Annotated in this window: 12 protein-coding genes and 2 pseudogenes; 11 read left to right on the forward strand and 3 right to left on the reverse strand. The window is 40.9% G+C overall.

Annotated elements, in window-relative coordinates; all coding sequences use genetic code 11:
* Positions 1-36: 36 nt before the first annotated feature.
* The 3 genes from OIZ54_RS03505 (at position 37) to OIZ54_RS03515 (ending at position 2,732) form a co-directional block, all read left to right on the forward strand.
* Positions 37-1,557, forward strand: a complete 1,521-nt coding sequence (locus OIZ54_RS03505) for an aldehyde dehydrogenase family protein (RefSeq protein ID WP_264389736.1) — start codon at positions 37-39, stop codon at positions 1,555-1,557.
* Between the two features lie 443 nt (positions 1,558-2,000).
* Positions 2,001-2,348, forward strand: a complete 348-nt coding sequence (locus tag OIZ54_RS03510) for a DUF3024 domain-containing protein (protein ID WP_096042805.1) — start codon at positions 2,001-2,003, stop codon at positions 2,346-2,348.
* Between the two features lie 132 nt (positions 2,349-2,480).
* Complete coding sequence (locus OIZ54_RS03515) at positions 2,481-2,732, forward strand: hypothetical protein (RefSeq protein WP_096042806.1); 252 nt, start codon at positions 2,481-2,483, stop codon at positions 2,730-2,732.
* Between the two features lie 38 nt (positions 2,733-2,770).
* On the opposite strand, the pseudogene OIZ54_RS03520 reads toward OIZ54_RS03515, so the two are convergent.
* Positions 2,771-3,724: pseudogene (locus OIZ54_RS03520) on the reverse strand (IS110 family transposase).
* Between the two features lie 345 nt (positions 3,725-4,069).
* On the opposite strand from OIZ54_RS03520, the gene OIZ54_RS03525 reads away from it, so the two are divergent.
* The 8 genes and pseudogenes from OIZ54_RS03525 (at position 4,070) to OIZ54_RS20280 (ending at position 11,101) form a co-directional block, all read left to right on the forward strand.
* Positions 4,070-4,258, forward strand: a complete 189-nt coding sequence (locus OIZ54_RS03525) for a TIR domain-containing protein (protein WP_218919329.1) — start codon at positions 4,070-4,072, stop codon at positions 4,256-4,258.
* 64 nt (positions 4,259-4,322) lie between these two features.
* Positions 4,323-5,503 (forward strand): IS3 family transposase gene (locus OIZ54_RS03530; protein ID WP_264389737.1). Its coding sequence is split into 2 segments (ribosomal slippage): positions 4,323-4,581 and positions 4,581-5,503, totalling 1,182 coding nucleotides; the frame shifts between segments, so codons are not numbered across the junction.
* 59 nt (positions 5,504-5,562) lie between these two features.
* A complete protein-coding gene (locus tag OIZ54_RS03535) occupies positions 5,563-6,726 on the forward strand; it encodes a leucine-rich repeat domain-containing protein (protein WP_096042807.1) in 1,164 nt (387 codons plus the stop codon).
* A 153-nt stretch (positions 6,727-6,879) separates the two neighbouring features.
* Entirely contained in the window at positions 6,880-7,347 is a 468-nt protein-coding gene (locus OIZ54_RS03540; protein ID WP_264389738.1) for a hypothetical protein, read from the forward strand.
* Positions 7,348-7,755: 408 nt separating this feature from the next.
* Positions 7,756-8,133 (forward strand): hypothetical protein, encoded by a 378-nt coding sequence (locus tag OIZ54_RS03545; RefSeq protein ID WP_055014503.1) that lies wholly within the window; start codon positions 7,756-7,758, stop codon positions 8,131-8,133.
* Positions 8,130-8,363, forward strand: a complete 234-nt coding sequence (locus OIZ54_RS03550; protein ID WP_055014502.1) for a hypothetical protein — start codon at positions 8,130-8,132, stop codon at positions 8,361-8,363. The genes OIZ54_RS03545 and OIZ54_RS03550 overlap by 4 nt, the downstream gene beginning before the upstream one ends.
* Positions 8,364-8,887: 524 nt before the next feature.
* Positions 8,888-9,400 (forward strand): DUF421 domain-containing protein, encoded by a 513-nt coding sequence (locus tag OIZ54_RS03555; protein ID WP_121638353.1) that lies wholly within the window; start codon positions 8,888-8,890, stop codon positions 9,398-9,400.
* 229 nt (positions 9,401-9,629) lie between these two features.
* Positions 9,630-11,101 (forward strand): annotated as a pseudogene (locus OIZ54_RS20280) (S41 family peptidase).
* 52 nt (positions 11,102-11,153) lie between these two features.
* Here the strand turns inward: OIZ54_RS20280 and OIZ54_RS03570 are convergent.
* Both OIZ54_RS03570 and OIZ54_RS03575 read right to left on the reverse strand, forming a co-directional pair.
* Positions 11,154-14,087, reverse strand: coding sequence for a TonB-dependent receptor (locus tag OIZ54_RS03570; protein WP_264389741.1), 2,934 nt, complete (start codon positions 14,085-14,087; stop codon positions 11,154-11,156).
* A 66-nt stretch (positions 14,088-14,153) separates the two neighbouring features.
* Entirely contained in the window at positions 14,154-16,814 is a 2,661-nt protein-coding gene (locus OIZ54_RS03575; protein ID WP_264389742.1) for a glycoside hydrolase family 16 protein, read from the reverse strand.
* Positions 16,815-16,950 lie beyond the last annotated feature (136 nt).

Consider the following 16,950-nt stretch of genomic DNA (forward strand, 5'->3'; position numbering starts at 1 on the left):
CGACCTTTAGCTAACAACAATAAAGAGAGCACACACATGATATATGCAAATCCAGGCAGCGATGGCGCACTCGTAAACTTTAAAAAACAATACGGTAATTACATTGGCGGGGAGTGGGTAAAACCTGTAAACGGCCAATACTTTGATAATATAAGCCCAGTAAATGGTAAGGTATTTTGCCAAATACCTCGCTCCGACAAAGACGATATAAACCTAGCACTCGACAAAGCGCATGCAGTGCGAGAGCAATGGGGCACAACCTCGGTGACCGAGCGCAGTAATATACTGCTAAAAATAGCCGACCGAATTGAGCAAAACCTAGAGCTACTAGCTGTTGCCGAAACATGGGATAACGGTAAAGCAATTCGTGAAACACTAGCGGCCGATATTCCGCTCGCGGCCGATCATTTTCGCTACTTTGCAGGGTGCTTGCGCTCGCAAGATGGCAGTATTGGCGAAATTGACGAAACCACGGTGGCATATCATTTTCACGAACCGTTAGGTGTGGTTGGGCAAATTATCCCGTGGAACTTCCCTATTTTAATGGCCGCATGGAAACTTGCACCAGCGCTTGCTGCAGGTAACTGTGTGGTACTAAAACCAGCTGAGCAAACACCGGCCTCTATTTTAGTTTTAATGGACATTATTGGTGACTTACTGCCTGCAGGCGTGCTCAATATTGTAAATGGGTTTGGTAAGGAAGCAGGCGAAGCACTGGCCACAAGTAAACGTATCGCTAAAATTGCATTTACAGGCTCTACACCTGTCGGCTCACATATTTTAAAATGTGCTGCTGAAAACATTATTCCGTCAACGGTAGAGCTTGGCGGTAAATCGCCCAATATATTTTTTAATGATGTAATGGAAAAAGACGACGCGTTTTTATCAAAAGCAATAGAAGGCGCCGTACTTGCTTACTTTAACCAGGGCGAAGTATGTACATGTCCATCAAGATTGTTTATTCAAGAAGATATATACGAGCAATTTATTGAGCGCATACTCGAACGTACCCAACAAATTAAACGTGGTAACCCACTCGACAGCGAAACCATGGTGGGCGCTCAAGCTTCAAAAGCACAGTTTGATAAAATACTTAGTTACATAGACATAGGTAAAAAAGAAGGCGCTGAAGTACTCACCGGAGGAAACGTAGAGCAGCTAAATGACGATTTAAACGGTGGTTATTACATACAACCTACACTGCTTAAAGGTACAAACGACATGCGTGTATTCCAAGAAGAGATTTTTGGCCCTGTTATTTCAATGTCGACCTTTAAAGATGAAGCTGAAGCACTCGAACTTGCCAATAGCTCAGAATTTGGCTTAGGCGCAGGGGTGTGGAGCCGAAACATGAACCGTGCTTATACCATGGGGCGCAAAATTGAAGCTGGCCGGGTGTGGATCAACTGTTACCACATGTACCCAGCACATGCTGCATTTGGTGGGTATAAAAAATCAGGTATAGGGCGCGAAACACACAAACTCGCACTCGATCACTACCAACAAACTAAAAATTTATTAGTGAGCTATAGCGAAGATCCACTCGGCTTTTTTTGATAAAACAGCTAAAACTTAAACACAACAACCATTAAGTAATGAGAGCGCTACATATTTGTAGCGCTTTTTTATTCACAGTGCTCACAACACTACTTTAAGCGTGTTGTAATATATAAGTACAATACCAGCCGGGTTCAAAACGTTAAAACCTAAGCGTTTTAATAACTCATTACCTGCGTTAAAAACGATTTTACGATATTAACTTTTTATAAAAGTTGCTCTAAAAATGTGCAGTGATTTATGCATTGTCGGATATTACTGATCTCCCCCATTTAGGTGCATTACAGCATTAACGTAGATTTCTTTATAGTTAACTAGTTGTTTACAGGTGGTTATTTGCTGGCTAAGATAAAAGCATCGTAATATAGGGACATTTGTCGGTTTATAAAACGACAAATGTCGTAGACAAAGTTGTTATGTGACAGGTGGAAAATTAAACTTTTATGGCCTTAAGTGAATTCGAAATAAAGAAGATAGAAAAAGCTGCCAACGCTTTTTTAAATAAGCGTAGGCCACCAGTGCATATTAGAAATGAGTTAGATATTGGTTGGCGGCTGGAGAAGCAATCAGTTTATATATATGAAACGCGTCCTGTTTGGAACAGCCCAAATGATTATCATGACCTAGATATGGCTAAAGCAACTTTTATCCGCGCTCAAGGTAATTGGAAAATTTTCTGGATGCGACAAGATCTAAAATGGCATGGCTATGAGCCAAATATGTATGTAAAAACTATTGAGCAAGTCTTTGCCGTTATAGATCATGATGAATACGCTTGTTTTTTTGGGTAAGTCACATAACAAAAAAATCAAGTTCGCCCGCTACGCGGGCTGGGACGCAAACACGCGGTGCGGCTTCGCCATTATGCCCCACGCGCCTGCGCCCCTTATTTAAAAGTTATATACCCCAAGGAGTTTGTGTTTATGGATATAGATCAAAGTATAAAAATTATCGAGCAACAAAATCGAAAACTTTTCAGTGCAACCCACACATGGCTTATTGTCATTGGAATTTCCACAATCGCGCTCATCCTTACTCTAACTATTCCGCCTATACCAGCCGCTTTAATAACAGGTATATCAGCATTTTTTGTTCTTTATTATTATGTTGATCATGCGATTAAAAAAGTTAATGCTCGTATCACGTTAATGGAAACAAGAAATAAAACAAAGTAAGGTTATATAACAAGTGACTATGGTGTCAATTCCTAATTTTAAACCAATTTAGGATCCCACATGACACCATCTCGCACCATTGAATTTATGATTACTACCAGCTTTCGTATGCACGCAATTATAGCTACTTTTTTAGGCTTTCCTGCTTTGACCATCCGTTGATAAAGGTCTTTAAATTTAGAATTGCACTGAATGGCTGACATCATTGCCATATACATGGCAGTTCTAATTTAAGGTCGGCCGCCGCGTATCATTCGCTTACCTTGATACACACCACTTTCACGATTAAATGGGGCTACACCCACTAAAGAAGCTGCCTCTTTGTTGTTCACATAACCTAACTCAGGCATATCACTAAGCAAGTTAAATGCGACCACATTGCCAACACCAGGCACACTTTGGATAATGGCATTTTTTGCTTTGTATTCGTCACATTCCTCAATCATTTTTTGAAGTTTTAAATCGACTTTATCTATTTGGTTTTTCAGTGCAGTTAAGATAGGTTTTATGAGTGATGATAGTGTTTTTGGCATTATTTGAGAACGATTTTTCTCCATTGTTTGCATATCCATTAACTGGCGTCTTCTCGAGAGTAAATCACTCATCAAGCGCATTTGCTCTGGCTTTAAAGATGATAAAGGCGGTTTAATTGCTTCACCAAAGTGAGCGATAAGTTGTGCATCAAGTTTATCAGTTTTAGCTTTTTGTCCGATAGCGCCTGCGAAGCGTTTTATGTTCACGGGATTAGCAACAACGAAGGGAATATTCGCCTCAGCGCAGGCTATAATAAAAGGCTGTTCAAGACGACCAGTCGCCTCAATAGTAACACGCGTTACTGGGTGTTTTTTTAAGATTTGAATGGCGTGTTTAATGCCACTTTGGTTATTTTCTACAGTAAAATAAATGTCTAAAGGCCTGATATAAATATCGAGTTGTGTTTTACCTGTATCGACACCGACGTTAATTTCATTTTGATTATTGTTTGTATTCATAATAAGCTGACTCTGCCTTGCTATTCGGGCTCGAGGCCTCGTTGACTATCCGAGTTTAATGCTTGGAGTTTATACAGCGTTCTAACTTGTTACCGGTCTCTCAATAGAGGAGCCTACGCTCAATCGAACTACTGTATAAAAGGCTTTGGTTGCAGCCAAAGCTTGGGCCTCACATTACCCGAACTAGGTTAGAATAATAATTAATTTATGGAGTTATTATCCATACAAGCGCCTAAACTCCGACAATGTTACGTTGTCATGTTTTTGGCAAACAACGCAAAAAGCTATGCCAACACATTGCGTGTTAGGCGGGCGTTATAAACCCATCGAATTAAGGAGTCACAATTGAAGCCGAAAGTTTTTGTCGCTTCATCCGTTGAAGGGCTAGATATTGCCTATCCGCTGCAAGTAAATCTTCAGCATGATGCTGATATTACTGTCTGGAGCCAGGGGGTTTTCTCTCTATCTGTTACGCCTCTGGATTCAATAACTGATGCCTTGTCTTCTTCGGACTTTGGGGTTGTAGTGGCATAGTTAATTTGGCCACCCATTAAGAAAGAAATGTTATGCTAATAAGCATACAAATTTGGGTGAAAAAATGACGAAATTAAAACGCGCAACGTATTCTGCATCAATAAAATTAGAGACAGCTCAGCTTGTAGCTGATCAAGGCTATACGCAAGAAGATGCAGCTAAGGTTATGGGGGTTGGTAAATCAACTGTAAGTAAGTGGGTAACTCAATTAAAGCAAGAACGGAATGGCCAGACTCCCACTGCATCACCAATGACACCCGAACAAATTGAAATTCGTGAGCTTAAAAAACAAATCCAACGCATTGAATTAGAAAAGGATATATTAAAAAAGGCTACCGCTCTCTTGATGTCCGACTCCCTGAACAATTCTCGTTAATTGAAAAGTTAAATCAAAGAGAGCGTTACCCAATTAGCGTGTTGTGTAGCGTATTTAATGTGCATCGCAGCAGCTATAAATATTGGGCCATACGGGATACAACGCCGACACCAGAGCAAATAAGGCTAGAAGCTGAAGTCAAAGCCATACATGCAATGGGCGGTGGTTCAGCTGGAGCGCGAACGATCGCGGCAATCGCAACGAATAACGATTTTGAATTAAGCCGTTATCGCGCCGCTAAGCTAATGGTTAAACTAAAACTAGAGAGCTGCCAAGTACCACAGCATCAATATAAAAGGGGTGGTAATGAGCATCTTGAAATCCCAAACCTGCTCGATAGACAGTTTGATGTTGTTGAGCCAGATACCGTATGGTGCGGTGATGTGACGTATATTTGGACAGGCAATCGCTGGGCCTATTTAGCCGTCGTTATTGATTTATTTGCACGCAAAGTAGTTGGTTGGGCGATGTCATTTTCACCAGATACTAATTTAACATTAAAAGCGCTTGAACTCGCGTATGAAAGCAGAGGGAAACCGTCAGGACTGATGTTTCATTCAGACCAAGGTAGTCATTATACAAGTTTGAAATATCGCCAACGTTTATGGCGCTATAAAATCAAACAAAGTATGAGTAGGCGCGGAAACTGTTGGGATAATGCGCCAATGGAACGATTTTTTAGAAGCTTTAAGACGGAATGGATGCCAAAAGTTGGATATGAAAACTTTAGAGACGCTAAATATAGTGTGAGTGATTATATCAACGGATATTACAATAATGTTAGACCACATCATTATAATGCTGGTTTAGCGCCGAATGAATCTGAGGTTAGATATCAAGATTCTAAAACTGTGGCCAAAATTAGTTGACCACTACATGTCTCACTCATAAGTAAAACAAGTATATTTAGCCTTTAAAAGGAATTTAAATGAACACGAATAAAAAAATAATAAAAGCATTAATTGCGTTATCTATTCTACTTATAATTAGTGTTATATATAACAGAGGAAGTCTCATATTAAATTCAGAGATAGTCTCGGCACAAATAACGAGTTGTAAACTTATTCGTGTTTATGATGATGAAACTGAACATACTACAACCCACTATGTGCCTGTAGTTGAGTCAGAGTTTGGAAAAGTGGCTGAAGGGGGAGTGTTAATGCCCAACAGAGCTACTTGTTCTCAGCAAATAGGGCAGCATGTTTCAGCTCTTTTTAATGAACGAAACTTTGAAGATAATAGAATATTTACATTTATTCAATTTTGGGCATTACCCTCATTTTTATTAGTTATTCCGCTAGCATTCCTTATAGGAATTTACTCCCCAATTTTTACTAAAGGGTTTGTGTTTTTATACATTTTAGGAGCATTACTCGCTGTATATTTTGAAACCGGATATTTAGAGAAGCATTTCCCCGTATTTGTGACAGGTAAAAAATTATCACAGTCTGAATCAGCGCTTTCAAGGTGCATAGATACATCGATGAGAAATGAATTTACAACTAAAAGGAGCCAAATTAAAAAGCTAATATGTCAAGATGAAAACATTACAGAGCTAACCTCTTTAACTGATCTAAATAGCTTAGAGTCACTTTATTTGCAGGGAAACTCTTTGGTTTCACTAGAGAGTATACCGTCTATGCCAAATTTAAAAATATTATCAATAGCTGGAAATAAACAATTAACTTCTACAAAAGGCATTGAAAAACTTACAGCATTACAAGAGTTGCAAGCGAATAAAGCTGGCCTCATTAATCTTATTGGAATTGAACAGCTGTCAAATTTAAGGATTGTAGGGCTCATGATGAACAAACTAACTAGTGTTTCGAAATTTAAAAATCTAGTTCATTTGGAGAATGTTGGAATAAGTTACAATCCTATCTCTGATATAAGTGCGTTTAAGAATAAAACATCTTTGATTGAGTTTTCAGCGCATGGTACAAAGATTAATGATATTAGCCCCTTATTAACTAGCATTAACCTCCAGATTGTTGGTGTAAGTAGCTCTAACTTTCAATGTGCACAATTAATTCCTCTTAAAGAGATATTAATAAATACAGCAAAGGTTTATGGGCCTTCGCATTGCGAATGAACTATTATAGGTTGAATTTCACAAATATAAACCTACAAGTCGGACAAATTACAGTTGGCTTTTTGTTCGTGCCTCACTTATTTTAGCTAACTCCAATTTGCCGCTTAAAACGGCGTTAGTATTTTTGCTATGATTCGACTTAAGGATTATAAAATGAAAAAATTATTGCTTCTAATTGCCTTTACGCTATCAATCTCAATCCCATCAATAGCGCAAGCAAAAGATGAATTAGTGATAATTCAAAAAGAAAGTAAAGAGGGGAAGAAAAGAGAAGATTTCTTTTATTTAATTGGCACGCGTTCAAGAGGTAAACCTGCAAATTTTACACTTTGGAGAAACCAATTTGATCCCAAGAAAAACTGGAATGGATTAGGTAGCCCCGCCTTAACAATAGAAGAGGCAGTTAGCAGAGCTAAGGAGTATTACAAAGCTGAAGGTGAGCTACAACTAATAGAGTTGGAACTCCGCTTAGGTTATTCAGTCAACTCTACTGTCTGGTACTATTTAATTGACCTTGCAAAGCCGAGCGATATAACTGAGCGAGGAGTGGAAAGTGAACTTATATATACCGTGGTTGTATTAACTAGTGGTGAAGTTCTTCCTCCATATACACCAAAATAAAATACTAACAAGCACTCGATCACTACCAACAAACTAAAAATTTATTAGTGAGCTATAGCGAAGATCCACTCGGCTTTTTTTAATAAAGCAATGCAAACTTAAACACAACAACCATTAAGTAATGAGGGCGCTGCATATTTGCAGCGCTTTTTTATTCACAGTGCTCACAACACTATTTTAAGCGTATTGTAATATATAAGTACAATACCAGCCGTATTAGATACGTTAACAAAACGGTTGTATGGTATGAGTTTTACAAAAATTGATTCATAGTTAGCTTGTTATTTACATAAGATTATTTGATGGCTAAGATAAGTACATTGTAATTTATGAAACTTTTACGGTCTATAAAACGATAAAGGCCTCAGAGAGAGTAACTAACTTTTTATCAACGATATGGAGATCATTATGTACCCAAAAGAATTTTACATCCTACCCGAAGAGCTTTTCCGCCTCGGAAATGCTTCAAGTCCTCGTCTATCGAATGTTCGAGCTCGTGATGTTGATGTTACAACCGTAAATGGGATTAAGGTTATTATCGCAAACGGTAAAGGGATCAGCGTTTTCGATATAGAAGGTATAAACAATGCACCAATGACTGGTTGGGTTTGGAGGTTTCCACCGAATACCCAGCCGCCTCATGGATTGAAGATGGTTCAGGATAAGCCACACCATTACTGTATTTCTCCCACTCGGAATATGCCGGTCGATAAGTTCAAGGGACTTCTTGAGGAAATGGCTCTAAAGGCATCCCGAGTATTTAAGAAAGAAGGAAAGGTTGTATGAGTCAGTTCAAGCTTGAACTTGCAGGATCAGAGTTAAAATACGTGCTAGAGGGTCTCATAGCACTTGAACAAGAAATGGCAAAAATATGTGAAACGTCAGATGACTCAGATGAGGTTGCTGATGTAGGCAATGATTTGATTGAGCTGCGCTTGTTACTAAACCCTTTGAAGGAGAGAGCTATCAGTCAGTTCGGAGATAGTATAACTGATTTTTCGCGGGATGAGTTATAAATTAAAAAGTAAGTTTGGTGTCAGTAACTAATTTTGAACCAATTTAGGGTTTCAGATGACACCATATCTCACCATTGAATTCATGATCGCTACCAGCTTTCGTATGAACGCGATGATAAATAAATTACCAAGCACAATAATCCACACCCATCCTAAATTTGCACCTTTCGAAATTAAAGGTTAGCCTTTATTTAGTGTAAAAAACAACCAGGGTGTTTTATGGCAATCGCAAGAATACGTCAAACAGAATTCACAAAACACCCATTTTAAACTTTGCACTTTTTGATGCCCAGATTCTAAGAGGTTAAATAAAGTGGGTCCCATTATAATTTGCTGTCCTGACATAAATTAAAAACCATCCGTAAAGAGACCCATTAATAAAAGATAAATCCTGAATCTGTATGGCAGATTTAGTTGCACAGTGTTGTTTGTTTTATTAAGGTGACTGCCTAGTTTGTGTGATTCAGGTGGCTGTTTAGTTTATATGATTATTAGTATATTCAGCACCTTAAGTAGAGGGAAATATGTTTTTTGAATCGTGGAGTGAAATAGCGCGCATTGTTACCACAACCTTGATTATTTATCCCTTTTTAATCCTAGCGACGCATTTATTGGGTAAACGCTCATTTGCTAAAATGAATAACTTTGACTGGATAATCACGGTTGCGGCAGGCTCCATCTTAGGTTCTGCTATCTTATTGAAAGACGTGGTTATAGTTGAGGTTTTAGTCGCGGTAAGCTTGCTCCTATTTTTACAATATTTACTCACTTGGATCAGCGCCCATTTTTCGACGTTCGACAAAGTAGTCAAAACTTCTCCACAATTAGTCTTTTTCGACGGTGAATATATAGAGGCTGCTATGAAAGACACTCGACTCACCAGCACCGAAGTGGAAGCGAGTGTTCGAAAAGCCGGTTTTGGTGATTTAAGCACAGTTATGGCGGTGGTTTTCGAGGCCGATGGTGAATTAAGTATTGTGCCGAAAAGTGAAAACTATGATCAACTGATTATGAAGTTAAGAAATCCCCGGGATTAATTGGACAATTTTTAGCGGCCGAAGATTACCTTCAAGCACCAAAATTAATTGGCATGGCTTTTTTACTGCATCAGACACATTGCTCACCTACTAAATAAGGTTGGACGATTCTTAAGTTTTTAACTTAGGTGCCAGGTATGTATTTACTTATGTACCTTAAATCGCTTTATTAGTATTGTTAATGAACAATAACGTACCAGTAATTTATTTTTAGCTTAAATGGATTTTCATGACTATAAAAACAAAAATAACCAATTATGTATTGCTCCCAATATTCCTACTACCAGCAGTTGTAAATGCCGCACAAGAGCCGATTATACCTACTACACCTGAGCAGTGGCGCAGTATAACAGAGCGCGATATTGAGGCAGCATATAGCATTACCGCACATAATCATCCCGGTATGTTTGATGTTAATAATCCAACGTTCCCTGACTTATTAAAAAAAGCAAAAGCAGAAGCACTTACATTGTCGGCTCAAGCGAGTGGGCCGCAGGTTCATGCAGCGGCAATTTCTCGTTTTAGCACTATTTTACAAGATGGCCACGCCGGTGCGTTTTCAAGCGTAGATAGACCCGCGCGCCGCTGGCCGGGCTTTAGAACTGTGTGGCGAGGTGATGCGCTAAAAGTGTATTACAGTGAAAACAAAAATATTAGCAAAGGCGACGTTGTAAGCCAATGTGATGGGCAAAGCACCGAGACCTTAATACGTGAGAGAGTGTTTAAGTTTCATGGTGAAGTTGCACAACCTGGCCATTGGTGGCAGCAAGGTTGGCGGTTACTCATTGACGAGGGCAATCCATTTTTAACTCCTTTAAAAGAATGCGAATTTGTTAAAGCCAATGGCGATACCTATACACACGTATTAAATTGGTCTGTAAGGCCTAAGTCAGCCAGTAAGCATTTAGAAAATGCCTACAACGGTGATGAACTCCCCATTGATTTAACCTGGCCTGAAAAAAATATTGCGTGGATTGCTATGCCTAGCTTTTCATCAACCGAAAAGCAAACTGCTGCCTACAATAAAGTGTTTGAAAAATACAACAGCAGCGTAGCAAGTTACTTACTGCAAAAGCCGTGGTGTTAGATTTGCGCCATAACCAAGGTGGCTCATCTTATTGGAGCTCACAAATAGCCAAAGAACTATGGGGCAAAAAAATAGTAGAACAAAAAGTAAATAATACTTCTCAAAACACGCAAGTGTGGTGGAGAGCATCAAAGGATAATACCGACCATGTAGTGTCTTTATTAGAGGTTGTAAAAAATCAGCCTGAATTATTGAAAATATTTAAAATCACAGCTGCGGGTATGGCTTTATCACTTAAAAGTGGTGATCCATTTTATGTAGAGCAAGAAACTAATACGCCAAATAACATACCACAAAAGCCTTTAACTAGTGACTTTAAAACCAAGGTGTTTGTTATTGTTCCGCCGCAGTGCGCCAGTGCTTGTTTAGATGCGCTTGATAAGTTTAAGCTTTTTGAAAATACAACGTTATTCGGTGCGCCAAGTAGTGCTGATTCTATGTATATGGAAGTACGCTTAGCTGATTTACCTTCAGGGTTGGGGAAAGTGATTGTACCTAACAAAGTATACGTAAACAGAGCGCGAGGAGCAGGGGCTTACTACAAGCCAGATATTGCGTATAACGGCATTGATTGGACAACTAATGTATTGCTTGAGCAAATAAAAACGTTATAAAAAAAGCCGCTTGTTAAAACAAGCGGCTTAACTATTCTAACTAGGGAATAGTTTAAAACGTGTAACGGGCACCAATTGAGTAGCGTGGGCCGTACTGATTAGCAAATAAAAACTGCTCTTCGTAACGGCCGTAGCCTTCTTCGGTGGCATTATTTAAGTTTATGCCATCAAAAAATACGGTTACGTTTTCGTTTACATCGTAGTTTACGCTCATATCCCATTGGCCGTAGGCTTTAGCATATTGCGGTGGCGCATCGGCTGAGCCTTGTGCTTGGCCAACACCAATTAAGTACGAGTCGCGCCATGCGTAAGTAATTTTAACCGATATGCCGTCTTTTTCGTAAAAGCCTTGAAAGTTAGCAGAGTCACTTAAACCTGTAAGCGGAGCTTGTTGGTCTAGGCTTTCGCTATCAAATTCTACATCGCCATCTACAAACGTGGCGTTAACACCTACACCAAAACCAGTTTCGCCAATTAAGTGCTGAACAGCCACTTCAAAACCATCTACCGATTTGCTGTCGGTGTTTTGTGGTTGGCTTATGTTCCATACCATAAGTGGGTCATCGCTATTTGGCTCAATGACGCCATTCGCATTACCATAACCATTGCTAATCATTTGCGCAAAAATAGCATCGGTGGTTGCTTGCTCGCCGCGCGATTCAATATCGCTAACTGCTTGTAAGTAACGCGGGCCGTTTAAAATGTCGTATAGGCCTTCAATCGTGGTTTGCGTAATGGTGGTTTGAATAAAGTTATCTACGTCTTTTTTAAAGTAACCAACAGAGGCGTAGCTGCCTTCTGCGTAGTAATACTCTAATGATAAGTCGAGATTGGTTGATTCAAACGGCAATAAATTTGTATTACCTTGGCTACCCGTGCGCGAGCCAGGTTTTGGGCTGCCTGTTAAGCTACGGCCACCGGCTAAATCACCCAGTGGTGCACGCGACATAGTTTTACCCCATGATACGCGGGCTACAACGTCTTCGGTTAAATCAACACTTACATCGATTGACGGTAATAATATGTCGTAATCGCCTTGCTGCTCTAAGAAGTTATCATCGCCGCCGGCTGCATATTGCATTATCCACTCTGAGGCGCTGATCCAGTTTACTTGTTCTTCAACACGTTGGCGTACTGTGCTGGTTACATCTGTTTGCTCGTAGCGCAGGCCCGCGTTTACTTTTACGTAGTAATCGCTTACATCAAACTCCCAGCTTGATTGAATATAAAAGCTGTTTGTAATTTCTTCTACGTAGCTTTCGCTATCAATACCATCCATGTAAGCATTGGCTGCGTATGCATCGCCACCGGTTACATCAGAAGTTAGGTAAGCCATTTGGCGAGCCACTGCTTCGTCAAAATCGTAGGTGTAGTAGTAACCTGGTTGTAAGTTACTGCCGCCACCATCAAATTGATCTAAAAGGCCCGACGTATCGTGGCGAGTAAACATGCTATCTGGGAATATCTCTGTGTACGATGGGTTAAAACCAGGGCCACCCACTAAACCACTCCATGCAGTGTAACCACCGGTGTTTTGCTCAGTGCGCGATGCACCAAATTTTACTTTAACTAGGCCAATATCAAAGTTTTCGTTATACCAAGTGGTATGTAATTGTAATTGCTCAATGTTTGATTCACCCGGCGAGTGCGTAAATTGGCTAAAGTTAGAGTCAATTTCGCCTGGCGTTAATTCGCTTGTGCCGTTTAACCAGTTAACTTGAGCACTTGGAATTTCGCCTGTGCGGTAATCGTAAATTTTGTTTGCTAGCTGATCAGAGCCTAAAATAACTTGGCCGGTACTGCCTAGCCCGTCATCGGCGCCGTTATCGGTTTCATTTTTAGAGTCATGGTAATCAAGTTCAACGTGCCACGTGTCGTTAATTTCCCACTCTAGGTTTAAACCAATAGAGCGTGCTTTTACTTCTGTGGTGCCTTTGTTAGCTGTAAACGAGGCATCGTTTCCGCTAATATCGGCATAAACAGCGGTGCCGTTTTCATCAAGCTCGTAGCCATTAATATTGCTACCAAAGTCGTTCCAAATACCCCAACCAATACTTTCAGAGCCCGTAACCGCTTTACTTGCTGTGTAATCAAGTGTGGCTACAAAGCCATCAACCGGTTCAAATTGAAAAGTAACTTGGCCGTTAGTACGTTCACGCTCTACATCTTCAATAGAGTAGTTCATGTCTTTAGGGAAGTAGTAGTTACCTGATGGGTCAGTACGGTTATCAACAACGTTACTGCTATCTAATTCAGGTAAATCAACATTGGCTTGCCAACCTTGAATATTGGCGCGTTGTTTTTGAAAGTCGCGTTCTTGATGCGAAAACGAAAAACCAAAACCAAATCTGTCATCTGCAAATGTGTTGCTATAAACAGCAGAAAGCTCTGGGGTTACATCATCACCGGCTTCGTTTGATGAGTCGTGATTTGCTTTAACCGTGGCTGAAAAATTTTGACCTGGCTTTTGAAAAGGGCGCGCAGTAGAAATGTTTACCGTAGCACCTAAACCACCGCTTGGTACATCGGCGCGCGCTGTTTTAAATACTTCTAGCGCACTTACGCCCTCTGAGGCAATGTTTTCAAGGTTGTACGAACGCGTATAACCTGTGCCTGGCATTTGGCGGCCGTTTAACGTAATTAAGTTAAACTCTGGGCCAAAACCACGTACGGTAATTTGGCTACCTTCACCGTTTGCACGGCTCACCGATACACCGGTAATGCGTTGTAATGATTCTGCTAAATTGGTATCTGGAAATTTCCCCATTTCTTCTGCTGAAATGGCATCTACTACGCCCGATGAATCACGTTTCATATCCATAGAACGAATAAGTGAACCACGAATACCTTTTACTTCAATAACTTCTACATCAGGAGATGCTGCAGTGTCTGCCTCGGCAGCAATGGCCGTATTTAACGTGCTTGCAGCAATGATAAGAGACACAGAAGCCGCGAGTTGGCTCTTTTTAAAATTGAATGTGTTCATAATAGCTCTGCTTTATAAAATGTTGTTGTGTAGCAATAGGCGCCATGCGCCTATTGTAGTGTGTTTTTATGGATTCGCGATAATCACGTTATCTATGCGGTATAATGCGCCGTTGCCCATATCCCACGTAGGAAATACCATGAGCACGTTTATAGCGCTAATATCTAAGCCCGCATCAAATAGTTCCTGAATAGGGAAGGTGTATGTTTGCCATTCGCCTGTAACAGGTGTTTGCCCTTCATTGCTTTGCGTTAATGCCAGCTCTACTGCGCTTGAAGCGCCAATTGATTCAATTTTAAATAACCATTGTGCATCCACGTTTGAAGGTGCTGTTATTACTTTTAAATCAAACTGTACAACGCCATTTTCTAACAGGGCTGATGCATCAAACGATACGTCTTCATCGGCTAAAAAGCCCATTACAGTAGGTGTTGCACCAATGCTAAACTGAGCCACTGCGCCGTGCTGATCATCGTCGGTTTCTGTAGTAGGTGTTGAACCACCACAGCAATCCCATATGCTCCACTGAGCGGCGACTGTATCTGTAAATACGTTTAGCTCACCAGAGGCAACGGGCGCTGCATTAGGGTTGTAAATTTTAACATTATCTACACGGTAAACCGCGCCTTCACCTGCGCCCCATGCCGGAAAAATCATAAGGACATCAATTGCACTTACATCAAGGCCTGCACCTGCGAGATCTGATAACTTAAATGTATAAGTTTGCCACTCGCCAGTCACTGGCGCTACACCTTCAACACTTTGCGTTAGTTCAAGTTCTGCAAATGAAGTTGCACCATTTGCCTCTACTTTAAATAACCACGCAGTTGACGGGTCGCTAGGAGTAGACGTTACTTTTAAGTCAAACTGTATAACGCCTTCATCTAAAATGCTGCTTGCATCAAATGACTCACCTGCACCACCTACTTCAGTACGGCTGTTAAAGCCCATTACTGTAGGCTCTGCACCAATACTAAATTCAGCGGTTACACCGTGCGCTTCATCATCTACCACTTCGATAGGCGTTGAGCCACCACAACAATCCCACATTGGCCATGCTAGGTTTTGCTCATCTTCAAAAATAGTTAGCTCTGGTGATGCGCCTAGGTTGTCTTGTGTAATTTCAACGTCGTCAATTAAAAAGGTTGCGCCTTCGCCCGTGCCCCACTCAGGGAATACCATAAGTACGTCAATTGCGCTGATATCTAAATCTAAGTCAGCAAGGTCAGAAAGTAAAAACGTATAGGTTTGCCACTCACCTACTACAGGTGCTTGGCCTTCAACGCTACTTGTAAGCGGCATATCAGCATCGGTTGAGGCTTCTGTGCTTTCAAGTTTTACAAACCAAGGTGTGTCTGGCACGCTTGGTGCGCTGGTTACTTTCATTTTAAAGCGTACGTAGCCTTCTTCTAGCATAGGTGATGCATCAAAAGACGTTGCAGCGCCGTTTTCGTCAGTAATAAATGCATCGCGGCTAATAAAGCCAACCACTGTAGGCTCGCTACCTATTGTAAATTCAACAGCGTCGCCTTGTTCTTCATCACTTACGATTGCAGGTGTTGAGCCACCACAACAATCCCATGCTGGCCAGTTAGGGTTAAAGCTGTCGCCAAAAATAGTTAACGGTGTAGCAATACCTGTAGATGGCGGGCTAGGAATAGGCGCTTCGCCCTCTAGCAGGGCATCGTCTAGGCTATCGTAACCTGGGCGAATAGTTTCACACCCTTTGCCGGTATCTGGGTTTGATGCACATTGATAAACACGTACGTAATCAATTGCAAACGTTTGGCCGTTTTCAAATGCGCTGGCATCTACGCCTAACTCATTTACGTTTTCAGGCCAATCTCCGCCTACTGCTAAATTTAACAGTAAGTGAAAGTCTTTATCGTAAGGAGCGCTATCCCAATGAGTTTCTAGCTCGCCAGAACCTTGTTCAAAATACTCTGCAAACCAACCGCGATGTTTCAAACCTGCTGCTTCGCCTTTGGAATTATATAATACTTCTGATTGGCGCTGTGTGGCATATAGGTAGCCATCAACGTACCAGCGTATTTCACCTTCTTGCCACTCTACTGCGTAAGTATGAAAGTCATCTGCTGGGTTGCTATCTTCAGGAAATTTGTACTCTTGGCCTGTGTAGCTGTTATCTGGCCAAGCGCGGCCGTAATGCAATGTGCCATGAATGCTTGATTCAACACCGCCATCTTCGTCAGCGGTTTTTAGGTTTACTGATTCTAAAACATCAATTTCGCCTGAGCGTGGCCATGTACCGTATTCTTCATCGGTTGGTAGCATCCAAAACGCAGGCCAGCTGCCTTGCCCCGAAGGGAGCTTTGCACGTACTTCAAAGCGGCCATAAGTAAAATCAGCATTGTAACGGGTATTTAAACGCGCAGAAGTGTAGGGCTTTTCAGCGCCTTCTGTCGCGGGTAGGGCAACAATGTTTAACACACCGTCTTGTATAAAGGCGTTTTCTTCGTTATCGGTGTAACATTGTTTTTCGTTGTTACCACCGCCATCGCAGTTTGATTCAAAGTTCCACTTATTAGTATCAATGGCTGAGTCTTCAAACTCGTCGCTCCATACTAGTTGCCAATCTGAAACTGGCTCAGAAGCGTCGATATTTTCAAAATTAGATGTTGTGGCAGAGTCGCCACCACAGCCAGCTAAAGACGCTAACGAAATAGCAGCCAGTAAGCGAGCAATGTGTGTTTTTTCAATGTTCATAGCTGAACCCCGGTTTCACAGATTGTTGTCAGAATGTGTGTTTAAACTTATTAAAAAGAACTATATTTATTCTTGTAAGCGCTTACATTTATCATGTGTTTTTGTAAGCGCTTACAAATAATATTGCGCACTACGT

The organism is Pseudoalteromonas sp. A3, assembly GCF_025942345.1.
GTDB classification, from domain to species: Bacteria; Pseudomonadota; Gammaproteobacteria; order Enterobacterales; family Alteromonadaceae; genus Pseudoalteromonas; species Pseudoalteromonas atlantica.